Genomic DNA, 21,900 nt, shown 5'->3' with positions numbered 1-21,900 from the left:
GCTTTTCTTCAGTTTTGAAGGACGGATCAATCGCGCCCGATATTGGGCAGCGACAATCGCTCTTATCATCAACAATCGCTCTTATCATCATTGGTGCTCTTGCCTCACTGCTAGAGACCGGTCTTGCCCGTGCATTCGGCGCTCATGTGGCTTTCCCATTTGCAGTGTTGTTTACTCTCGCTCAAATTTTTCCGAGCTTTGCTATCACTGCAAAAAGACTTCAGGACCGTGACCTGAGCGCATGGTGGATGCTTGTCGGCTATGCCTCCCTGCCATTGGGATTTTTGCTTCTTGTTTATGCCGACTTTTCTTTGCTCGAAGTAACCGTGATTTTTATTCTCTGCAGGCTCGCCACCTTCGGATCTTTTATTTGGCTATTCATACAAGTCGGATTCTTGCGTGGAACGGTTGGTCCCAACAGGTTCGGTCCCGATCCACTTGAGCCCAATCTCAATCCAACATCTGCCCAAGTCTGACATTCAGGAATTGATTTCCTGACCAGAAATGCATCATGGGAGACATGACGCACGACACATCCCCCCTCTCCCTCGCCCGATCACTCCTCCGCTGCCCCTCCGTGACGCCGGAGGAGGGCGGGGCGCTCGCCTTCATCGAGAGCGTGTTGAAGGAGGCGGGGTTCGAGGTGCACCGGCCGGTCTTCTCCGAGCCCGGCACGCCGGATGTGGAGAACCTCTACGCCCGCTATGGTGAGGGCGAGCCGTATCTTCTCTTCGCCGGCCACACCGATGTGGTGCCGCCGGGCGATCCGGGCCGCTGGACGCACGATCCGTTCGGGGCCGAGATTCACGAGGGCGAGCTCTACGGGCGCGGCGCGGTGGACATGAAGGGCGGCATCGCCTGCATGATGGCGGCGGCGCTCGCCTTCATCCGCGACAATCCCGGCTTCAAGGGCTCCATCGGCTTCCTGATCACGGGGGACGAGGAGGGACCGGCCGTCAACGGCACGGTGAAGCTGCTGGACTGGGCGACGGCGCGCGGCGAGTGCTTCGACCATTGCATCCTGGGCGAGCCCACAAATCCCAACCGCCTCGGCGACATGATCAAGATCGGCCGGCGCGGGTCGCTGACCGGAAAGATTGCGGTCGAGGGCAAGCAGGGTCACGTGGCCTATCCGCATCTCGCGGATAATCCCATTCCCGGCATGATGCGCCTGCTAAACGGACTTCTTGCCGAGCCGCTGGACCACGGCACCGAGCATTTCGACGCATCGAAGCTCGAAGTCACGACGGTCGATGTGGGCAATCCCGTCTCCAACGTGATCCCGGCGGAGGCGCGCGCCACCTTCAACATCCGCTTCAACGACCTCTGGACGCCCGAGGGCCTGGAGGCGGAACTCGTCCGCCGCCTCGACGAGGCCGCCGGCAATTCGGTCCGCTACCGGCTGACCATGGAACCAAGCAACGCCATCGCCTTTATCACCCCGCCCAACGCCTTCGTCGGCTTCATCAGCGACGCCATCGAGGCGGAAACGGGCGGGCGTCCGAAGCTCTCCACCACGGGCGGCACGTCGGATGCGCGCTTCATCGTGAAGCACTGCCCGGTTGTCGAGTTCGGCCTCGTCGGGCAGACCATGCATCAGACCGACGAGCGGGTAGCGGTCGCCGATCTCGACCGGCTCGCCGCGATCTATCGCAAGGTGCTCGACGCCTATTTCTCCCAGACAGCCTGACGCTCCTGCACACAGACTCGTTAGACTAAAGTCTAGGGATGTGTGGAACGTTTTGAATCGTCCGCCTGTTTCTCGTGAGCAACCCGGTCCGCAAGAGGCTGCTCATGATCGTCACCGCCGATGAGGTCAACCGCTCGTTCAAGGGAACGCTCGATCTGCTGCACAGTCGGGCCGAGGGGTTGAAATCCTTCGACATCAGCGAGCAGGGTTTCTGGCGCTCCTTCACGGCGATCTGGCTGACCTTGCCGGCCTATGTGGTGTCCCTCGCCTTCGAGCGCCTGCGGCTCGGCATTCTCGATCCCGAGCGGTCGCTCCTCGACAACATGTGGCTCGATTTCGTCGTGGGGCTCGCTCATGTGGCGAGCTTCGTCGCGCTGCCCCTGGTGATGATCTTCGTCGCCCGGGCCTTTCGCCTGACCCACGCCTACGTGCCCTTCGTGATCGTCACCAACTGGATCACCGCCATCGGCCTGCTGGTGCTCTCCGTGCCCGCCATGCTGCTTCTGCTCGGCTGGGCGACGCCGGGGCTCGCGGTGCTCTTCAACTTCGCCTTCGCAGTGATCGTGCTCCGGCTGCAATGGTTCGCGACCAAGGCGACACTCAGCCTCTCGAGTCTCGCCGCCTTCGGTATCGTCATGCTCGGTCTCGTGCTCAACTCGCTCATCGGCACGGCCATGCGGGCGATGCTCTCATCATAAGAGAAAGCATCGGATGGGATCCCAAAAGTGCAAGTCCACTTTTGGGTCCGATGCTTTAGAGCGGTTTGCGTTCCGGTGGAATCGCAACCCGCTCTAAAGGTCTTTGGTCTGTCGCCATTTCGGACGGAAAACCGGTTCCCACTTTTCCTGAAATGGCTCTAGTCGGAGTAATCCACGCCGATCAGGTAGAGCCCCGTCGGCGGCGCCATGGGGCCGCAGCGGGTGCGATCGCGCGCATCGAGCGCCGCGCGCACATCCTCCACCGACCAGCGTCCGGCGCCGGCCCGCTCCAGGGTTCCGGTCATCGAGCGCACCTGATGGTGCAGGAAGGAGCGGGCGGATGCGTAGATGCGGATCTCGTCCCCGATCCGCTCCACATCCAGCCGGTCGAGGGTGCGCAGAGGCGAATTCGCCTGGCACTCGGCCGCACGGAAGGTGGTGAAGTCGTGCCGGCCTGTCAGCAGCTGGGCGGCCTCGTGCATAGCCGCCGCATCGAGAGGCCACGCCACATGCCAGACGCGGTTGGCATCGAGCGACGGCGGCGCGCGGCGGTTGAGGATGCGATAGACGTAGTGGCGCTTCACCGCCGAAAGGCGGGCGTGAAAGGTGTCGGGCACGATCGCTGCCGAGAGGATTGCGACGGGATGCGGCTTCAGGTGGGCGTTGGTGGCGTCGCGCACCGTGTCGGCCCGCCACTCCTTCTCGAGGTCCACATGCACCACCTGATGGGTGGCGTGGACCCCCGAATCCGTGCGACCCGCGCAATGACTGCGCACGGCTGCGCCGTTGAACCGCGCGATGGCCTCCTCGACCGCCTGCTGCACCGACAGGCTGTTCGCCTGGTGCTGCCAGCCGGTGAATGGCGTGCCGTCGTATTCGACGACCAGCTTGTAACGGGGCATGCTACTTCAATTCTGCGAAGGCGCGGGCATAGGAGACCGGGCCATGCGCCTCGTTCCCCCTCTCGGAGAGGGCGAGGGATTGGACATAGGGGCCGTCATAAGGCGTCCTGAGCTTCTTCGCCAGCTTCGGGGAGAACCCGAAACGGCCGTAGAAGTTCGGATCCCCCAGAACGACGACGAGGTCCGTTCCTGCTTGCTTCAGGCGCTCCAGCCCCTCGGCGACGAGAGCGGAGCCGATGCCATGCTTCTGATGTGACGGGACGACCGCCAGGGGAGCCAGGACTGCGCCCTTCACCCCCGGCGCCGCATTCAGGATGAGGCGCGAGAAGACGATGTGTCCCACGGGCCCGGCAGACCCGTCATAGGCGGCCAGGGACAGGATGAGATCGCCATCCTTATGGATGCGCTGGACGAGATCGGCCTCCGCGGATTGCCCGAAAGCCGCTGCATAGATGGTGTAGACCGCCGTCCAGTCGGCCGTTTCCTCCAGGCGGATATTCATGCCGGACCTCACCCCAAGTGGGCGCCCGGTCCAAGCCTCACGCCGCGCAGAAACTCGTCGGCTGCCACCGGGCTCTTGCCGGCCCGCTGAACCTGGACCAGGCGAATGGCGCCGTCGCCACAGGATACTGTACCATCGGCGTCGGCGAGTGTCCCAGGGTCGCCCGAACCTTTCCCCAGCGTCGTGCGCAGCACCTTCACCCGCTCCGGACCCTTGCCGAAATCGGCGGTGAAGAAGGCCCCGGGGAAGGGGGAGAGGCCGCGCACATGGTCGTGCACGGCCTGAGCCGGCTTCGACCAGTCGATGCGCGCTTCCTCGTTCTTGAGCTTATGGGCATAGGTCACGCCCTCTTCCGGCTGGGGCGTGATGCTCAGTCCGCCGCGGGAGAGGGCGGCGAGCGCCCGCACCATGAGATCGGCTCCCAGCACCATGAGCCGGTCGTGCAGCTCGCCCGCATTCATGTCGGGGCCGATGGCGACGCGCTCCGCCATGGCGACGGGGCCCGTATCCAGGCCCTCTTCCATCTTCATCACGGCGACGCCGGTTTCCCTGTCGCCCGCCATGACGGCCCGCTGGATCGGGGCCGCGCCGCGCCAGCGCGGCAGAAGCGAGGCATGGAGATTGAGGCAGCCGAGTTCGGGTGCCTCGAGGATCGCCTTCGGCAGGAGCATGCCATAGGCCACCACCACCGCCACATCCGCCTGATGGGAGCGGAAGGTCTCCGCGGCCTCCTCGGTCCGCAGGGTTGTCGGGGTCAGCACGGGTAGCCCGAACCGCTCCGCCATCTTGTGGACGGGGGAGGGCTTCAGCTCCATCCCGCGCCCGGCGGCGGCGGGCGGCCGGGTATAGACGGCCACCACCTCGTGGCCCTGGCCCACGATCTCCGAAAGGGTCGGCACCGAGAAGTCGGGCGTTCCCATGAAGACGACGCGCAGGCTCATGGGTGGCCCCCCTCGCGCTTGGCGGCCTTCTTGAACTTGGTCATCACCCGGTCGCGCTTCAGCTTCGAGAGGTAGTCGATGAAGAGCACGCCGTTCAGGTGATCGATCTCGTGCTGCACGCACGTGGCCAGAAGGCCGTCGGCCTCCTGCTCCACGGTCTCGCCCTGAAGGTTCATGTAGCGGAAGCGCACCCGGTCCGGCCGCTCGACCTCCTCGTAGTATTCGGGGATCGACAGGCAGCCCTCCTCATAGGTGCGCTTTTCCTCGGAGGCCCAGGTGATCTCCGGATTGACGAGCACCAGGGGCTGACGCTCCGCCTCGGTCTTCGACACGTCCATGGTCACCATGCGGACAGGCACGCCGATCTGGATGGCGGCAAGCCCGACGCCCGGCGCGTCGTACATGGTCTCCAGCATGTCGTCGGCGAGTTTCCGGATCTCGTCCGTGATCGACGGCACGGGCTCGGAAACGAGGCGCAGCTTGGAATCGGGGAGGATGACAAGGGGTCTGATGCTCATGATCGCGGGAGATAAGGGCTTCCAGGAGGATGGTCAAATCGTTCGTCTTATGTTCGGATGCGCCCGTCAACCGGAAGCTTGAGCGCCCATGAACGACGTCGTCCTGACCCTAGGCCAGTATCCGCTCACCCTGGGGCATTTGGCCGTCGGCACGGCCGCTGCCTGCCTCGCGCTCCTGCTCCTCGTGGCAGGTCTTTTGGCCCGCTCGCGCCGGGAGAGGGCGCTCGAGGCGGCCATGGCCGCCGAGCGGGCGCGGGAGATGGACGACAAGGTCGCCGAACTGACCCGGATCCAGGCCGAGATGACCGGCCGGATGCAGACCATCGCCGAGGTCTTCGGCTCCCGCCAGAGCGATTTCGTGCGCATGATCTCCGAGCGGATCGACGGGCTCCAGCACCGGGTCGGCCAGGGGCTGGAGGCTTCGACGCGCCACCAGACCGAGAACCTGTCGAAGCTCAACGAGCGGCTGGCCGTCATCGATGCGGCCCAACAGAACCTCAGCAATCTCACCGGCGAGATCGTGGGGCTGAAGGAAATCCTCTCCAACAAGCAGAGCCGGGGCGCCTACGGGCAGGGTCGGATGGAGGCGATCGTCCGCGACGGGCTGCCGGCGGGGTCCTTCGAGTTCCAGGCGACGCTCTCCAACCGCACGCGGCCCGACTGCCTCGTGCGCCTGCCGGGCGACGGGCGCGGCCTCGTGATCGACGCCAAGTTCCCGCTGGAGGGCTTCACCCTGTTCCGCGAGGCCAGGGGCGACGAGGCGCGGCTTCGCGCGGCGGCGCGGGTGCGCAACGACATGCTCGTCCATGTGAAGGACATTTCCGAGAAATACCTGATCCCCGGCGAGACGCAGGATATCGCCATGCTGTTCGTGCCGGCGGAATCGATCTATGCGGATCTCGCCGAGCATTTCGACGACGTGGTGCAGAAAGCCCACCGGGCGCGTGTCGTCATCGTCTCGCCGTCGCTTCTCAACCTCGCCATCCAGGTCATGCAGGCGCTCGTGCGCGACGCCCGCATCCGTGAGGAGGCGCGCGTGATCCAGGTCGAGGTGCAGAAGCTTCTGGAGGACGTAGTGCGGCTCGACGGCCGCGTCGCGAAGCTCGACGCCCATTTCCGCCAGGCGCAGGAGGACGTGGCGCAGATCAGGGTCTCGACGGACAAGATCGTGAAGCGCGGCGAGCGGATCGAGGCCCTCGAATTCGAAGACGGTGAGGCAGGAGCCAAAGCCGAGTTGCTGCGCCTGCAGGGACGCAGCCTGCGCGCCGCGGAATAAGCCGGGAACTGCCTGAGCATCGCAACGTTTCCCCGTTGTTACGCAACGCGCCGGAGCCGAACGCCGGCGCTCTTTGGGCGTTTGCACCACAACTCGGGAAGGATTTGCGCCATGGGCCTTTTCTCAAAGGACATCAAGACGTTGGATGACCTCTTCATCCATACCTTGCAGGACATCTATTACGCCGAGCAGCAGATCGCGAAGTCTCTGCCGGAGATGATCGAGAAGGCCACCGACCCGCAGCTGAAGCAGGCCTTCCAGACGCACCTGGGCGAAACCCAGCAGCAGATCCAGATGGTGGAGCAGGTGTTCCGCCTGCACGGTCATGATCCGAAGGGCGTGACCTGCCCGGCCATCGACGGCATCATCGACGAGGCCCAGGACATCGCCGGCGACGTCGAGGACAAGGACGTTCTCGATGCGGCGCTGCTCGCCGCCGCGCAGGCCGTCGAGCACTACGAGATCACCCGCTACGGCACCCTTTCCGCCTGGGCCAAGCAGCTCGGCCGCGACGATTGCGCCACCATCCTGCACCAGATCCTGGAGCAGGAGCGCGCCACCGACCAGAAGCTCACCCGGATCGCCGAGAGCAAGATCAACACGAAGGCTGCTTAAGGGCTTTCTTCGTTCGAGAATGGAAGTGGCCTCCGCAAGGAGGCCATTTTCGTTTGGCGGGAGGTTTGAACGATCACTTCGCCGGCAGCGCGTGCGAGCGCAGGAAATCCGCGAGATCGTTAGTGATGTAGTCGATGTCCGGCGTCTTCACCGCTTCCTGCTCGAAATCCTCCCGGAAGGGATCGATCGTCTTCGGGATGATGAGCGTCGTCGTCATGCCGAGCTGGTGCGGCACGGCCAGATTCTTGGCGATGTCCTCGAACATGGCGGCCTTCGCCGGCTCGACCGCATGCTTTTCGAGGAAGACCTCATAGGCGCGCCGGTCGGGCTTGGGCACGAAGTTCGAGGCGGCGATGTCGAAGACGTCCTCGAAATGGTCGAGGATGCCGATCTTGCGCGCCACGTTCTCCGCATGCTTGCGCGAGCCGTTGGTGAGGATGAGCTTGCGGCCCGGCAGCCGCTCGATGGCTTCGCCCAAACTGGCGTTGAGCTCGATGTCGGAATGGTCGATGTCGTGCGCGAAGTCGAGGAAGTCGTGCGGGTCGACGTCGTATTCCTCGATCAGCGCGCGCAGGGTCGTGCCGTGGCGGTGATAGAAGAATTTCTGCAGTGCCCGGGCCGAGAGCCCGTCGAGCCCGAAGAGTTCCGCGATGTAGAGGGTGATCCGATCGTCGATCTGCGGCCAGACCCGGGAGGTGTGCGGATAGAGCGTATTGTCGAGATCGAAGATCCACGTCTCCACATGCGAGAAGGCGCGCGATTCGGGCGTGGACAGGTGATTTTCGATAGATGGCTTCGCGTTCATGAGTCCCTAGACGACAATGGGGCCGAGCGGCCCCACTGACAAATATATAGGCATCTCGTCTCTCGCGGGAAGGGGGTGCATCAGCCTCGGCGGATCAGGGTGCCCGCGCCGTGGTCGGTGAACAGCTCCAACAGCACCGAATGGGGCACCTTGCCGTCGAGGATGACCACGGCCTCCACGCCCCGCTCCAGGGCGTAGATGCAGGTCTCGATCTTCGGGATCATGCCGTCGGTGATGGTGCCGTCCGCGATCAGGCGGCGGCAATCCTCGATGGTCATTTCCGGAATCAGGTTCTTGTTCTTGTCGAGAACGCCCGGCACGTCGGTCAGGAGCAGGAGGCGCTTCGCCGTCATCGCGCCTGCAATGGCGCCGGCAAAGGTGTCGGCGTTGACGTTGTAGGTGTGCCCGTCCTTGCCGACGGCAACGGGAGCGAGGACCGGAATGAGCTCGGCGCTCAGCACCTGGTCCAGAACGGCGCGGTTCACATGCTCCGGCTCGCCGACGAAACCGAGATCGACGATCTTCTCGATGTTCGAGTCCGGGTCAACGGTCGTGCGGGTCACCTTTCGGGCGGTGACCATGTTGCCGTCCTTGCCGCACAGGCCCACGGCCTTGCCGCCCTCGGCGCCGATCCAGCCGACGATCTGCTTGTTGATGGAGCCGGCGAGCACCATCTCGACGATCTCGACGGTCGCCGCATCGGTCACGCGCAGCCCCGCCTTGAACTCGGACTTGATCCCGAGCTTGTCCAGCATCTTGCCGATCTGCGGCCCGCCGCCATGGACGACGATGGGCTTGATGCCCGACTGTTCCAGCAGGACCACATCCTCGGCGAAATCCTCGGCGGCCGCCCGGTCGCCCATGGCGTGGCCGCCATACTTGATCACCACGATTTCCTGATCGTAGCGCTGCATGTGCGGCAGCGCCTGCACAAGCACCTCGGCCTGGACATGGACGTCGGGGAGGGACGTGGACGGATCGGACATGAACGGCTCCGGCGGGTGGATCAGGACCAAACGGCCAGCCTTCTAGCTGAAGGTTGGGCCGCTGCAAACAGGGACTTCAGGTGCGAAGACGCAAGAGGGCGGAAATCCCCACCATGAGCCAGCCGACCATCAGGAGGATGCCTCCCGAGGGCGCAGCCCTGGGGAACAGGGCCACGCCGTGAAAGGCGCGGCGGGAGAGATCGCCGCAGAACAGGACGAGGCCCAGAACCAACACATAGCCCGCGATCTGCGCCAGCATCGGGTTCACGGCGCCGGCCGCCATCAGGGCGACGAGGGCGAGGAGCGCAGGCGCATGAAAGAGAAGGAACTGCGCTGCTGTCGCGAGATTGCCGCCGGTGATATGGGCCGCGGCGGCCGACAGGCCGACGCCGAGGAGCCCTGAGAGGGAGGCCAGGACGAGGAGGATCCGGGCGGCGAGGTTCATTCCACGCCTCTCTCGCTCAGGAGCCGGGCGATCCCGGCCCGAAGCTCGGGAATGCCGAAGCCGGACCGGCTCGACGTCGCCAGGATCTCGGGGAAGGCGGCGGCGCGCTTGGCGATCTTCTGCTGCGTCTCGGCGATGCGCTTGTCCAGCTCGCCCGGCTTCAGCTCGTCCGCCTTGGTCAGGACGATCTGGTAGGAGACGGCCGCCGTGCCGAGGGTCTCCAGCACGCCCTCATCGACGGGCTTGATGCCGTGCCGGGCGTCGATCAGCACATAGACCCGGGCGAGGCTCGCCCGGCCGCGCAGGTAGTCGTGGATCAGCTGGGTCCAGGCCTGCACCTTGTCCTTTTCGACCGCCGCATAGCCGTAGCCGGGCATGTCGACGAGATGGAAGCGGTCGTTGATGTTGAAGAAGTTGAGCTGCTGGGTGCGCCCTGGCGTGTGCGAGGTGCGGGCGAGCGTATTGCGCCCGGTGAGCGCATTAACGAGGCTCGATTTCCCCACATTGGAGCGCCCGGCGAAGGCGATCTCCACCTTGCTCATGGGCGGCAGGCCCTTCAGGGAATTGGCGGCCCAGATGAAATCGGCCGGGCCAGCAAAGAGCTTGCGGCCGGTTTCGAGAAAGGGATCGGTGTCAGGTGCCGGTTCGGTCATGGGTTCCTTATCGGCGTTCGGGCCGCTTTCTTCAAGGCCGGCCTTCTCAGAGCCAGAAGGGCTCGGTCCTGGCGAGCTTGCCCAGAGCGGCCTCGCTCTTGTCGAGCAGCTTCTCCCGCCGCCGTTCCGTGTGCTCGGGCGACGGGCCGGGCAGGGACGGGGCAAGGGAGCCTCCGACCGCGAGGTCGTTCAGCTCGCCCAGCATCTCCTGGAGGTCCTCCAGAACGCCGGAGAGCTTCTTACGGCGCTTCTGCGCTTTTCCGGATGGGAAGAGCGAGGCGAAGAACTCGGCTCCGTAGCGCAGCTTCTTGATGCGGATGCGCAGTTCGTGGCGCTCTTCGTCGCTGAGCTCCCGCAGGTTCCTGCCCAGCTTGCAGATGCGCTTGAAGCGGCGGGAGAGCTCGCCTGCCGCGAAATCCCGGGCGGGACGCTCACGCGCCTCCTCAAGACCCGGATCGTCGGAAACCGCCCAGGCTCCGGCCTCGATCCAGGCGGCGGCCTGGAGAACGACATCCATGAAACGGCGGGATTCGAGCGTCTCCAGCAGCTCCCTGTAGGCCTGGGCGCGACGCTGCTCGACCTCCTCGACCTGTGTCCCGTCATGGCCGGCATCGTCCATAGAGCGAAGCCGTTCGAGGAAGACGTCGAGGTCGCGAGCAGTCCCCAGCGCCTGTCCCGCCCAGCGGAGGTTGTCCTTGATCGCCGCGCTTTCCGGGTCCGTCAGCAGCTGGTTCTTGAACAGGGACATGGCGGCCCTCAGCCGCCGCAGGCCGACGCGCATCTGGTGCAGGGCCGCAGACTCCTGCGTCTGCCGCACGAGGTCCTCGTTCCGCACCATCTGGGACAGGCAGGACCGGGCGATGACCTGGAAGGCCTCGGCGCAGGTCGCATTCCTGTCCAGCTCGACCTTTTCGGCGCGGAACGGGCGAACGGCGCCGTTCTCCAGGAGACGGTAGCCGCGTTCCGACTTCGCGACCGTCGAGAGCCGCAGGGGAGCAGCCTCGCTCAGATGCCGGGCGAGGGCGAAGAGGGCGGCGGGGGCTCCCTCCCGCAGCTCCAGCTCGATTTCGGAAAAGGCGACGGCCTGCTCGTCGGCGGAAGCCTTGGCCCGGTCGAGCGCCACTTCGATGAGCGCCCCGTCGAGTTCGGCCTCGAAGGCCCGTCGCTCGGTCTCGACGGTGAAAACGGGCTTGATGTTTCCGCGTACGGACGCATCCGAGACGAAGGCTTCGAGAGGGGTTCCGGTTGCCGCGGCCAGGTCGAGCTCGCCGTCGACGAGGGTTTCCCACTCGCCGCGATCCATGGCGACGCCACGGTGGGAGCCCTCGGCCTTGATGGTCTGGACCGACTTGCCGTTCTCCCGGCGGATGCGCAGGCTTATCCCTTTTCTGCGCAGGGCGTGATCGTCCGTGTCGAAATAGACGGCGTGAAGCGCGCCCCCCTGGCTGTTCTTGGAACGAGCCTCGACGAGAACGGGATGGGCAAGCAGCGCATCGGCTTCGCCCGAAGCGATTTCCAGCTTTAGCTCGATCTCGCGGGGCCGCTCATTCGGGCTCAATGTCCGTTTCGGCCGTCCTTTGGGATCGCTCATGAGGGTCCACCGGTTTGTTGCTACGGCCGGATCATATAGATGCCGAACCCAAGGAGAAAATGACTCCGCCGCGAGGTGCAGCGGGCATGTCTCAGATGGCCTTCCGCAGGGCAGAAAGATCGGCTCCCCGGATCGCGTCGAGGTTGCGGGAGATTCTGTCGACGCTCCAATCCCACCAGCGGATCTGCAGGAGTTCTGCAACGACCTCGTCGGGAAAGCGCATGCGGATGATTCTGGCAGGGTTGCCGCCGACGATGGAATAGGGAGGCACGTCGGCGCCCACCACCGCCTTCGTGGCCACAATCGCTCCGTCGCCAATGGTGACGCCCGGCAGGAGCGTGGCCTCGTGGCCGATCCAGACATCGTTGCCCACCATCGTGTCGCCCTTGAAGCCCGCTTGGATCGTCGCCCAGTCGAAGCCTTCCTCCCAGCCGTGACCGAAGATGTTGAACGGGAAGGTCGAGAACCCGGTCATGGCGTGATTGGCGCCGTTCATGATGAAGGTGACGCCGGTCGCGATGGCGCAGAACTTCCCGATCACGAGCCTGTCGCCCATGAAGTCGTAATGATGCAGCACGCACCGTTCGACGAAGCCCTCTGGACCGCGCGGGTCGTCGTAATAGGTGAAGTCGCCGACTTCGATGTTCGGCCGGTTCACCAGTGGCTTGAGAAAACCGACGCGCGGATGCGCCGGCATCGGGTAGGGGATCTGGGGATCGGGGCCTGGCATGCCGCTCCTCCTGAAGACAAATGAAAACCCCCGGGACCGGCCCGGGGATGATCGCGTCGAAGCTTTCGTCGCTTAGCCCTTGGCGGGGCTCTTGCGGTTGAAGGTCTTGCGCAGGTTGTCCCATAACTCGATCTTCACGCCGTTGCGCCGCATGATGAAGCCCTGTTGCGTGACCGAGAGCAGGTTGTTCCAGGCCCAGTAGATCACGAGACCCGCCGGGAAGGAGCCCAGCATGAAGGTGAAGATCACCGGCATCCAGGCGAAGACCTGCTTCTGCACCGGGTCCGGCGGCTCCGGGTTCATCTTCATCTGCAGCCACATGGTGATGCCCATGATGATCGGCCACACGCCGATCATGAGGAACGGGCCGAGCACCGGCAGCGCGCCCGGGTTGTAGGGCAGGAGGCCGAAGAGATTGAAGATCGAGGTCGGGTCGGGAGCCGCGAGGTCCTGGATCCAGCCGAAGAACGGCGCATGGCGCATTTCGATGGTGACGAAGAGCACCTTGTAGAGTGCGAAGAAGACCGGGATCTGGATCAGGACCGGCCAGCAGCCGGCGACCGGATTGATCTTCTCCTTCTTGTAGAGCTCCATCAGCGCCTGCTGCTGCTTCATCTTGTCGTCGGCATAGCGCTCGCGGATCGCCGTCATCTCCGGCTGCACCGCCTTCATCTTCGCCATGGAGGCGTAGGACTTGTTGGCGAGCGGGAAGAAGAAGATCTTCAGGACCACCGTCACCAGCAGGATCGCGATGCCGAAATTGCCGAAGAGCCGATAGAAGAAGTCGAGCACCATGAAGAGCGGCTTGGTGATGAAGTAGAACCATCCCCAGTCGATCAGCAGGTCGAAGTTCCGGATGTTGAGCGCCTCGTCATAAGCATCAACGGTGGCCACTTCCTTCGCCCCGGCGAAGAGGCGCTGGGTTGCTTCCGTCGTCGCGCCGGGCTCGAGCGTCCGGGCGTCGCCGAGGACGTTCGATTGGTAGACCTGGCCCGTGGGGCCCTGTCGCACGGTGAACGAGCCCTGGAAGACCTGGGTCTGATCCGGGATGACCGCCGCGGCCCAGTACTTGTCGGTGATGCCGACGAAGCCGCCGGTGACGGCGTTCCAGACTTTCCCGGTCGTGTTCGGGCCGGTTGCCGTCTCTTCGTCATCGAGATTGGCGTAGGTGTATTCCTGCAGGCCGTTCTCGCCCAGAACGCCGATGAGGCCTTCGTGCAGAACGTAGTAGCCGAGAGTCGTCGGCCGGCCGTGGCGCGAGACGAGGCCGTAGGGGTGGAGCGTCACCGGCGCGGCGCCCCGGTTCTCAACCGCGTCCCGAACCGTGAACATGAACTTGTCGTCGACCGCGATTGTGCGGCGGAAGACGAGGCCCTGCTCGTTCTGCCAGGTCAGCGTGACGGGATTGCCGGGGGTCAGGACGTTCCGGTCAGCCGTCCAGACCGTCGCCGGCCCGGGAAGGTTGCCGGCCTGTGTGCCGACCCAGCCGAACTCCGCATAATAGGGGTTCTGGGTGCCGGAGGGCGACAGGAGCACGATGTTCGGGCTCGCGGGGCTCACCGTCTCGCGGTAGTTCTTCAGCGCCACGTCGTCGATCCGTCCGCCGCGCAGATTGATCGAGCCGGCCAGGGCCGGGGTATCGATGGCGATCCGCGGCGAGCGGGCCAGGGCCGCTTCGCGGGTCTCGACGACGGGTGCCGTCGGCGTGCTCGGGACCGTTCCCGGAACCGGAGCCGAGGGGCCGCCGGCCTGGCTGGGCGTCGGCGCGGCGGGGACGGTCTGCGTCGCCTGCTGCTGCTCGGCGAGCTGGCGCTGCCGCTCGGCCTGGGGAGCCGCGAAAAAGTATTGCCAGCCGATCAAAACCGCCACCGACAGCGCGACGGCGACGATGAGGTTCCTGTTTTCTTCACGCATGGGATTGTCCGCGACGCTCGCCCTTGGAGGGAGGTGAGGAGGATAGGGAACGGTCCGCCGGCCGCGCAGTCTTCGGTTTGGTCACAACCCGCAGGGCGCGCCGAAGATCGTCGATGAGCAGGTCGTACTCGGCGGTCAGAATGTCGCGCCGCCCGATGATCACGACATCCGCATCGATGCCGGCGTAGTCCTGGCCTGCCGCCTGGGTGGCGGCCCGGAGCCGGCGTTTGATCCGGTTGCGCTCCGTCGCATGGCCGACCCGTTTTGTGACGGTCAGGCCGAAGCGCAATCCAAGGCCCAGATCCTCGCGCAGGCGGGCCTGGACCGTCATCCGTTCGGTATGAAAGCGGCGGCCCGAGGCCGCCGCGACGAAGTCAGGTCTTTTCGTCAGGCGCCCAAGCTTTGGGTCTGCGCGAGGCTCGCGCACCGGGGCGTCCTTAAGGTCTTAGGCCGACAGGCGCTTGCGACCATGGGCGCGGCGAGCAGCAATGACCTTGCGGCCGCCCTTGGTCGCCATTCGCGCACGGAAGCCGTGGCGGCGCTTGCGAACCAGCTTGCTCGGTTGATACGTCCTCTTCACGGCACTTCTCCGGTCGAATGGGGCAGCGGTGCTCGAAGGCTCGCGCCCGTCTGGAATGGTGGGGTTTCCCCCGAAACTGTCTCGAAAAAACGATCAGCGCCCTACGAAGAGCGCTGTCAGCTCGCGGGCTTATGACGGAATGGGAGGGCAAAGTCAACGCCGCTCGGGCCCTTCATGAGGCCGTGAGGCCCGATTTCACGAGGGTGTGACGGTCCTTGGGCTTGACCTTCCCGAGTGCGCCATAGAACACCCTTCTCAGGGGGATGGCGTGGCAGCGGAGCAGCAACAGCTTGGATCGGGAGGGCGCAGTCCTCTCTGGCGCTATCTGCCCCTCGTCCTTGTTCTGGGCGCCATCGCGGCGGTCTTCCTGACCGGCATTCACCGCTCTCTCACCTTCGAAACCTTCGTCCAGTACCAGACCCGCCTGCAGGAGCTCGTCGCGGCCAACTTTCTGAGGATGCTGGGCATCTACATTCTGACTTACGTGATCGCCGTCACCCTGTCCCTTCCGGTCTCGGCCTTTCTGACGGCCATCGGCGGCTATCTTTTCGGCTGGGTGATCGGTGGCGCGGTGGCCTCCATGTCCGCGACCATCGGCGCCACCTGCATCTTCCTCATCGCCCGGACGTCCCTCGGCCAGCCTCTCCTGAGGCGGGCTGGCGAGCGGATCCAGAGCCTTGCCACCGGCTTCCGGAGACAGTCCTTTTCCTATCTGCTTTTTCTGCGGCTCATGCCGGTCATGCCCTTCTGGCTGACGAACCTGGCGGCCGCCTTCTTCGGGATGCGCCTGAGGACCTTCGTCCTGGCCACCCAGATCGGCATGCTGCCGGCCTCCTTCGCCTTTGCCGTCGCCGGATCCGGGCTCGACGACCTCATCGCCAGCCACGAGAGAATTCGCGCGCAATGCCTGGCGTCCGGGCGGACCGGCTGTGTTTTCGATTTCAATGCCGGAAGCCTGATGACTCCCGAATTGATAGCCGCCCTGGGAGTGTTAGGAATATTGGCATTGGCGCCGATTGTGGTCAGGTTCTGGCGGGCGAGGCATCAAGGGGGCGGGATTGAAGACAACGGCTAAGGGTGATCGGGCATCTCTCACCCCCGATCTCTGCGTCATCGGAGCCGGGTCCGCCGGACTGTCGGTCGCGTCCATCGCAGCCTCCCTCGGGGCCTCCGTCGTGCTTGTCGAACGGCACCGGATGGGCGGGGAGTGCCTGAATGTCGGCTGCGTCCCCTCCAAGGCGCTGCTGGCCGCGGCCCACAGGGCGCATGAGATCCGTAGGTCCGAGCCCTTCGGCGTCGGGGCAGGGGAGCCTGCCATCGACCCCGCCAAGGTCCGCGACCACGTGCGGAATGCCGTTGCCGCCATCGCGCCCATGGATTCCGCCGAGCGGTACCGGGCCATGGGCGTCCACGTCATCGAGGGGGAGGCGCGCTTTACCGGCACCGGAACGGCGATGGCGGGAGGGCAGATCATCCAGGCCCGCCGGTTCGTCATCGCAATCGGCTCCCGCCCGGCGATTCCCCCGATCCCGGGCCTCGATCAGGTTCCGTACCTGACCAACGACACCCTCTTCGACCTGGGCGAGACGCCGGAGCATCTGGTCGTGATCGGTGGCGGAGCCGTCGGCGTCGAGATGGCCCAGGCCTATCGCCGCCTCGGCTCCGCCGTCACCATCCTCGAGGCCGGGGAGCGCATCCTGGCCAAGGAGGATCCCGAAATGGCCGCCGTCGTGGAGCGCGCCCTGCGGGCGGAAGGCGTCGCCATCAGGGCCGGACGGGGCGTCGAGCAGGTCGCGCCAGGGCCGGAAGGGCGCTTCGCCGTGGATCTCGAAGGCGGAGAGCGGATCGAGGGAAGCCATCTGCTCGTGGCCGCGGGACGCCAGCCGGTCTTCGACGGCCTGGACCTGGAGGCGGCCGGGATCGAAACGGACAAGTCGGGCATCGTCGTCGGCAGGAGCCTGAAAACATCGAACCGACGGGTCTTTGCCATCGGCGACTGCGTCGGCGGGGCAGGGGCGGGAGCCCGTTTCACCCATGCGGCGAATCACCAAGCCGGGCTCGTGATCCGCTGCGCCCTGTTCGGCCTCCCCGTCCGCTATGGCAGCGCGCCGGTCCCCCGGGTCCTCTACACGGATCCGGAATTCGCCGCCGTCGGCCTGAGCGAGGAGGAGGCCAGGGCCCGGCATGGGGCCTTCCGCATCCTGCGCTGGTCCTTTGCCGACACCGACCGGGCGCGCGCCGAGAGGGCGACAACGGGCCATGTGAAGGCCATCGTCACCCGGCGTGGGCGGATTCTCGGCTGCTCCATCGTCGGAGCACGGGCGGGCGAGCTGATCGTCCCGTGGGTTCTGGCCCTGAACAAGGGGCTCAAGGTTTCGGATCTCGCAGGCTTGGTCTATCCCTATCCGACCTTCTCCGAAGTGACGAAGGGCGCGGCGGTGGAGTTTCTCAGGCCTTCGGCTCAGAATCCCTGGCTGCGGCGATTGATGGGCCTGGTTCGCCGGCTGGGATGAGACGGATATGGATGCGGAGCGGCCGCCTTCCTTAAGAGAGCGCCTGTCGGGCCGATTCGGGCTCTCCGCGCGCCTGCTCCTGCTGACGATCGTGTTCATCATGATCGCGGAAGTGCTGATCTATGTCCCCTCCATCGCCAATTTCCGCATGACATGGCTGGGCGACCGCTTGGCCGCGGCGAAGATCGCGGCCATGGTCCTCGATGCAGCGCCCGAAGAGAACCTGTCGGAGGAGCTGGAACTGCGCCTCCTCCAGGGCGTCGGCGCCCGGGCGATCGCGATCCGGGGCGGAGGGCGGCGCAGCCTGCTCACCACCGGCGACATGCCGCCTGAGGTCGCCAAGACCATCGACCTGCGCGAGGTGGACCGGATCGATCTGGTCGTGGATGCCTTCGAGACGCTGTTCGACCCGGCGGACAGGCCGATCCGCGTTGTCGGACACGGCATGGGCGTCGATTTCGTGGAGCTGGTTCTCGATCAGCGTCCTCTGCGCGCGGCCATGCTCGATTTCTCGCGCAACATCCTCTTCCTCTCCCTCTTCATCTCTGCACTGACGGCGGGCCTCGTCTATCTCACCCTGCAATGGGTGATCGTGCGTCCCGTGCAGAGGCTCACGGGCAACATCGCGGAATTTTCCAGCAACCCGGAGGACGCCTCCCGCGTCATCCGCCCCACGGACCGCGCCGACGAGATCGGCATGGCCGAGCAGGCGCTCGCGCGCATGGAGACCACGCTCGCGGACGAGTTGCGCCAGAAGCGGCGCCTGGCGCAACTCGGCCTGGCGGTCAGCAAGATCAACCACGAACTGCGCAACATGCTGACCACGGCCCAGCTTCTGACGGACCGTCTCGACCGGGTCAGCGACGAGGCAGTTCAGCGCATCGCGCCGCGCCTCGTGAGCACCCTCGACCGCGCCATCGCGTTCTGCGAGACGACGCTCGCCTATGGCCGCGCGTCGGAGCCCCTGCCGCAGCGCAGGCTCATTCCCCTCAGGCCGCTGGTGGAGGATCTCTCGAACCTGACGGATCTCGCGCCCGAGGTCGGCATCGCCTTCGAGGCGGACGTTCCCGAGGATCTTATGGTGGATGCGGATCCGGACCAGCTCTCGCGCGCCCTGGTCAATCTCGTCCGCAACGCGGTCCAGGCCCTGAGCCAGGCGGGGTCCTCCGACGGAGCGCCCCGGATCCATGTGGCGGCGGCCAGGGAGGGTAGGGCCGTGGTCATCCTGGTCGAGGACAACGGCCCCGGCATCCCCGAGCGCGTCCGCGGCAATCTCTTCACGCCCTTCCAGGGCTCCGCCCGCCAGGGAGGCGCAGGCCTCGGCCTGCCCATCGCGGCGGAACTGGTCCAGCGCCATGGCGGAGCAATCGACCTCGACGATACGGCTACCGGCACCCGTTTCCGGATCACGATCCCGGATCGCACCTCGGCGGAGATTTAAGGGACGGGTTCTGCACAATCGGGCTTGCCAACCGCGCCAGAACCCTTTAAGTCACCCGCCTCGGCCGACGTTGCTTCCCGCAACCATCCGCCAATCAGCGCCCGTAGCTCAGCTGGATAGAGCACCAGACTACGAATCTGGGGGTCAGAGGTTCGAATCCTTTCGGGCGCGCCATTCCTTGATATTCCTCGCACATTTCCGGTTTTAGGACCCTCTCGTGGGGTACGTTAGGACACGGTTTTCGGACCGTCCTGATCGACGCCGGTCAGCTTGTTGCCGTGGTTCTCTCCCGTCTTCCGCGATCCAAGCTCTCAGGTTCGACCCTACCGATTCGTCCCTTGGTGGAACTGAGAGGTTTCGCTGGCTTTCGCCTGCCTTCTGGCGGTGTGATCAGAGGGCTGCTGCGCAAGCCAAGTTCCGCCAATGATCGCTCGGCTCCAGACAAAGTTACTTTGAGCGGGTGGCCAGGAGCATTCGAACCACCGAAACGGACCTCGGAATGCAACTTGCGCCCGGCGACCTGCGTCCGCTGCGTATCTGATAGGCGCGGTTCCCGCGCCAGAAGAAGGTAGGGGTGCCGACGAGCCGAGGGAAAGACAGCGCCCTTGTGATTGGCTGGCCCTGATCTAGTCCCCTCCATCGAGTTGCATCGCGAACCGGCCTATCGGGAGCCGGGGCCTTTGGCCTCGGGCGGGAGATAGCCGGTTCATGACCGAGCGCGGGTCGCAGGCTCGCGCTCGGTCGGGGAGCTTTCCTTCTGGATGACATGCCCGGCGCGACGCCTTGCGTCGCCCCGATGATTGGGGTGAGGAGCCGTGCGGCTGCGGGCCTCGCCCGATGGGCTCGTGTCCTCACCTTCGCTCCTCACCCCAATCGCTTCAGGCAAGTCCCATGATGTATACCTAAGTAAATTGCGTCCGCACTAAATATATAGATATCAGATACGCAGTGGACCTATAATGATGACATTCATTGTTACAGGAATTTACTTGAATGATTTACCCAAGAGTTATGGTTGGTGCGCCCGGTTCTGGCAAAACATGGAAGATGATCCAGGAAATGGCAGAGCGCAAAGGAAAGCATCTCTTCGCGACAAGCCGGATTGAACTCATCAAGGAGCGTATCCAGGACCTCCAGCGGCAGGCCAAGGCTGCCGGAACGAACCCCACAATCCACGCGATCCATGGCGAGACCGGCGACCGTAGTAGCGGCCCTGTCCTCGCCCAGATCGAGGATGCCGCCAGCCTTCATCAACATGAGGAGCACGTTGTCGTGTTCATCACCCACGAGGGAATGATGGGAGCCGATCTTGATGGCTTTACAGGATGGCACATCTACATCGACGAGAACCCGGCAGCGGTTTGCTCCAATGTGTTCCGGGTGCCTGCAACGGCCACCTACCTCGAAGCGGCCTATGACCTCAATCCTCTCAAGGGAACCAAGTGGTCTCGGCTCATCCTCAAGTCCGAGGCTCCGAACCCCGCCGACATCATCAACGACGAGTTCCTGAGCAAGCTCGCCACCTTCGACAAGCGGGCTCGTTCCACGCAGGGTGTCTACGTGGACATCGACGATTGGTCGAAGGTGAAGGGAAGCGCTCGTCCCCTGAAGTGGTGGTCGGCCTGGACGCCTGCCGAATTGGCAGCCTTCGAGAGTGTGACCATCGCGGGCGCGGGCTACTTCCACAGCCTCGGCTACAAGGCCACGCAGGCATGGTTCTCGGACAAAGTGACTTTTGAGGCTGAAGAGGTGGTTGCACCCGAACGCGCCTGTCCCCGCGTCCTGATCCACTACTTCACTCGGCACCAGGGATCGACGAACTTCTGGAAGACGGACAAAGGGTTGTCCTGCCTGCTCCATGTCCTCGACTACCTGAAGCAGGTTCCCGATCTCGGCTATTGGGCCACCAACACCGCCATCAGCCCGTACTTCGTGGGAGCCCGCCTCTCAGGCGAGATGGTCTCACCCCGGCAGGAGGGAACGAACACGCTGATGCACCACACCTCCTGTGCGCTCATCTACTCCGCGAAGGCCGTTCCAGCGGATGGTCCCTCGCTGGAGGTGTTCGGGCTCAAGAAGGAAGATGTCGAGCGTGCTCGCCAGATCGAGGACATCATCCAGTTCACGCTTCGCGGAGCCCTCCGAAAGCCCGACTTCAGCGGAGAGTGCCGGGTGTACCTCTACGACCAGCATCAAGCCGAGGCGCTCGCCTCCTACCTGGAGCAGGAGGGCATCGCCATGGCTGAACTCATCGCTGTCGAAGAGGCCGGGATCATGGACGAGGTGCGTGAGAAGCCTGGAAGGAAGCGGGTCGAGTTGGACGAGAGCAGCAAGGCCGAGCGCAAGAAGCGTCGTCTCGAAGCGGATAAGGCCAGGAAGGCACGGGATCGTGCCGCTGATCGTGAGGCGAAGCGCAAGGCTGGGACGCTGCGGCCACGCGGGCGACCGAAGGCGAAAAAGTCACTTTCCCGACAGGCACGAGCCTACCGGGAGAGCACTCGGTATGGGCTGAGCCCACAGGCGAAGAAGAACCGCTATGAGTGGAAGGAAGACCTGTACGCCATCCGCGAACGTGAAGCCGCTGAGGCGAGGCGAAAGAAGACGTGATCACGGCTTCGACGGCGTCTTGGACGCGATGATGCTGATGATCATGACGATCTGGGGGTGATCCCCAGGTCGTCCAAACTTAGTTTGGGCTCAGGCGGCAGCCTCGACAGCCTCCATGGCACTGCGTTGTCCTGCCCGAAGGGCTGCATAGTAGCTCGATTTGCTGATCCCCAGGACCCGGCAGGTCTCCGGAACCGTGGTGTTCGGATCGTCATGGGCCAGCATCACCTGCCGGATCAGGGCCTCGGTGATCTTGGGAGGACGGCCAAAGCGAATTTGGCGTTGCCGGGCGATGGCTCGGCCTGCTGCACTGCGTTCGAGCAGAAGGTTACGTTCGAACTCTGCGAGGACAGCCAGCACACCGACGACCATTTTGCCGGTGGCTGTGCTCGTATCGATGTTGTCCATCACGGAAACTAACTTTGCGCCCTTGGCCTCGACCTCCTCCACGATCTGGAGCAGGTGAAGCTGGGAACGGGCGAGCCGGTCGAGG

The 21,900-nt window shown here is 64.7% G+C and carries 23 protein-coding genes and 1 tRNA gene; 10 read left to right on the top strand and 14 right to left on the bottom strand.

Annotation, left to right across the window (positions count from 1 at the left end):
• Positions 1 to 14: 14 nt before the first annotated feature.
• The 3 genes from LG661_RS14875 (at position 15) to LG661_RS14865 (ending at position 2,388) form a co-directional block, all read left to right on the top strand.
• On the top strand, positions 15 to 476 hold the full coding sequence (locus LG661_RS14875; protein ID WP_230532683.1) for a DUF805 domain-containing protein: 462 nt from the start codon (positions 15 to 17) through the stop codon (positions 474 to 476).
• A gap of 44 nt (positions 477 to 520) precedes the next feature.
• The gene (dapE, locus tag LG661_RS14870; RefSeq protein ID WP_407666720.1) at positions 521 to 1,690 is read left to right on the top strand and encodes a succinyl-diaminopimelate desuccinylase; all 1,170 of its coding nucleotides are present in this window, start codon (positions 521 to 523) and stop codon (positions 1,688 to 1,690) included.
• Positions 1,691 to 1,794: 104 nt separating this feature from the next.
• Positions 1,795 to 2,388, top strand: a complete 594-nt coding sequence (locus LG661_RS14865; RefSeq protein ID WP_230532681.1) for a hypothetical protein — start codon at positions 1,795 to 1,797, stop codon at positions 2,386 to 2,388.
• A gap of 158 nt (positions 2,389 to 2,546) precedes the next feature.
• Here the strand turns inward: LG661_RS14865 and truA are convergent, their stop codons facing one another.
• From truA to def, 4 genes are read right to left on the bottom strand one after another with little or no spacing between them, the layout of a single operon-like run.
• Entirely contained in the window at positions 2,547 to 3,290 is a 744-nt protein-coding gene (gene truA, locus LG661_RS14860; protein WP_230532680.1) for a tRNA pseudouridine(38-40) synthase TruA, read from the bottom strand.
• A 1-nt stretch (position 3,291) separates the two neighbouring features.
• The gene (locus LG661_RS14855; protein ID WP_230532679.1) at positions 3,292 to 3,792 is read right to left on the bottom strand and encodes a GNAT family N-acetyltransferase; all 501 of its coding nucleotides are present in this window, start codon (positions 3,790 to 3,792) and stop codon (positions 3,292 to 3,294) included.
• Positions 3,793 to 3,800: 8 nt separating this feature from the next.
• On the bottom strand, positions 3,801 to 4,733 hold the full coding sequence (fmt, locus tag LG661_RS14850) for a methionyl-tRNA formyltransferase (RefSeq protein WP_230532678.1): 933 nt from the start codon (positions 4,731 to 4,733) through the stop codon (positions 3,801 to 3,803).
• Positions 4,730 to 5,251 (bottom strand): peptide deformylase, encoded by a 522-nt coding sequence (def, locus tag LG661_RS14845; RefSeq protein ID WP_230532677.1) that lies wholly within the window; start codon positions 5,249 to 5,251, stop codon positions 4,730 to 4,732. The genes fmt and def overlap by 4 nt, the downstream gene beginning before the upstream one ends.
• Positions 5,252 to 5,339: 88 nt before the next feature.
• Between def and LG661_RS14840 the strand changes: the two genes are divergently transcribed.
• Positions 5,340 to 6,527, top strand: a complete 1,188-nt coding sequence (locus LG661_RS14840) for a DNA recombination protein RmuC (RefSeq protein WP_230532676.1) — start codon at positions 5,340 to 5,342, stop codon at positions 6,525 to 6,527.
• Between the two features lie 111 nt (positions 6,528 to 6,638).
• Complete coding sequence (locus LG661_RS14835) at positions 6,639 to 7,142, top strand: YciE/YciF ferroxidase family protein (protein ID WP_230532675.1); 504 nt, start codon at positions 6,639 to 6,641, stop codon at positions 7,140 to 7,142.
• A 73-nt stretch (positions 7,143 to 7,215) separates the two neighbouring features.
• On the opposite strand, the gene LG661_RS14830 is transcribed toward LG661_RS14835, so the two are convergent.
• The 9 genes from LG661_RS14830 to rpmH all read right to left on the bottom strand — a co-directional run bounded on the left by LG661_RS14830 (position 7,216) and on the right by rpmH (position 14,846).
• Positions 7,216 to 7,947, bottom strand: coding sequence for a pyrimidine 5'-nucleotidase (locus LG661_RS14830; protein WP_230532674.1), 732 nt, complete (start codon positions 7,945 to 7,947; stop codon positions 7,216 to 7,218).
• Positions 7,948 to 8,027: 80 nt separating this feature from the next.
• Positions 8,028 to 8,933: an acetylglutamate kinase gene (gene argB / locus LG661_RS14825; protein ID WP_230532673.1), complete on the bottom strand. Its 906-nt coding sequence runs from the start codon at positions 8,931 to 8,933 to the stop codon at positions 8,028 to 8,030.
• Between the two features lie 76 nt (positions 8,934 to 9,009).
• Positions 9,010 to 9,378 (bottom strand): DUF423 domain-containing protein, encoded by a 369-nt coding sequence (locus tag LG661_RS14820; RefSeq protein ID WP_230532672.1) that lies wholly within the window; start codon positions 9,376 to 9,378, stop codon positions 9,010 to 9,012.
• Positions 9,375 to 10,031 (bottom strand): ribosome biogenesis GTP-binding protein YihA/YsxC, encoded by a 657-nt coding sequence (gene yihA, locus LG661_RS14815; protein WP_230532671.1) that lies wholly within the window; start codon positions 10,029 to 10,031, stop codon positions 9,375 to 9,377. The genes LG661_RS14820 and yihA overlap by 4 nt, the downstream gene beginning before the upstream one ends.
• 46 nt (positions 10,032 to 10,077) lie before the next feature.
• Positions 10,078 to 11,622, bottom strand: a complete 1,545-nt coding sequence (locus LG661_RS14810) for a CYTH and CHAD domain-containing protein (RefSeq protein WP_230532670.1) — start codon at positions 11,620 to 11,622, stop codon at positions 10,078 to 10,080.
• Positions 11,623 to 11,713: 91 nt separating this feature from the next.
• On the bottom strand, positions 11,714 to 12,352 hold the full coding sequence (locus tag LG661_RS14805) for a CatB-related O-acetyltransferase (protein WP_230532669.1): 639 nt from the start codon (positions 12,350 to 12,352) through the stop codon (positions 11,714 to 11,716).
• 72 nt (positions 12,353 to 12,424) lie between these two features.
• Positions 12,425 to 14,266, bottom strand: a complete 1,842-nt coding sequence (gene yidC / locus LG661_RS14800; protein WP_230532668.1) for a membrane protein insertase YidC — start codon at positions 14,264 to 14,266, stop codon at positions 12,425 to 12,427.
• Positions 14,259 to 14,693, bottom strand: coding sequence for a ribonuclease P protein component (rnpA, locus tag LG661_RS14795; RefSeq protein ID WP_230532667.1), 435 nt, complete (start codon positions 14,691 to 14,693; stop codon positions 14,259 to 14,261). The genes yidC and rnpA overlap by 8 nt, the downstream gene beginning before the upstream one ends.
• Positions 14,694 to 14,711: 18 nt before the next feature.
• On the bottom strand, positions 14,712 to 14,846 hold the full coding sequence (gene rpmH / locus LG661_RS14790) for a 50S ribosomal protein L34 (protein ID WP_027314822.1): 135 nt from the start codon (positions 14,844 to 14,846) through the stop codon (positions 14,712 to 14,714).
• Positions 14,847 to 15,114: 268 nt separating this feature from the next.
• On the opposite strand from rpmH, the gene LG661_RS14785 reads away from it, so the two are divergent.
• From LG661_RS14785 to LG661_RS14765, 5 genes are all read left to right on the top strand, one after another.
• Complete coding sequence (locus tag LG661_RS14785; protein ID WP_230532666.1) at positions 15,115 to 15,921, top strand: TVP38/TMEM64 family protein; 807 nt, start codon at positions 15,115 to 15,117, stop codon at positions 15,919 to 15,921.
• Positions 15,905 to 17,359 (top strand): dihydrolipoyl dehydrogenase family protein, encoded by a 1,455-nt coding sequence (locus LG661_RS14780; RefSeq protein ID WP_230532665.1) that lies wholly within the window; start codon positions 15,905 to 15,907, stop codon positions 17,357 to 17,359. Before LG661_RS14785 ends, LG661_RS14780 begins: the two co-directional genes overlap by 17 nt.
• Before the next feature lie 7 nt (positions 17,360 to 17,366).
• A complete protein-coding gene (locus LG661_RS14775) occupies positions 17,367 to 18,800 on the top strand; it encodes a sensor histidine kinase (protein ID WP_230532664.1) in 1,434 nt (477 codons plus the stop codon).
• A 97-nt stretch (positions 18,801 to 18,897) separates the two neighbouring features.
• A tRNA-Arg gene (locus LG661_RS14770) sits at positions 18,898 to 18,974 on the top strand.
• Positions 18,975 to 19,859: 885 nt separating this feature from the next.
• Complete coding sequence (locus LG661_RS14765; RefSeq protein ID WP_230532663.1) at positions 19,860 to 21,407, top strand: hypothetical protein; 1,548 nt, start codon at positions 19,860 to 19,862, stop codon at positions 21,405 to 21,407.
• A 90-nt stretch (positions 21,408 to 21,497) separates the two neighbouring features.
• Here LG661_RS14765 and LG661_RS14760 read toward each other — a convergent pair.
• Positions 21,498 to 21,900 (bottom strand): recombinase family protein (locus LG661_RS14760; protein WP_230532662.1); only part of this gene is annotated, 403 nt, incomplete at its 5' end.

It is taken from the genome of Microvirga roseola (assembly GCF_020866965.1).
GTDB lineage: Bacteria > Pseudomonadota > Alphaproteobacteria > Rhizobiales > Beijerinckiaceae > Microvirga > Microvirga roseola.
Note: the sequence above shows the minus strand (reverse complement) of the source record. Positions and strands in the feature narration are given on the sequence as shown.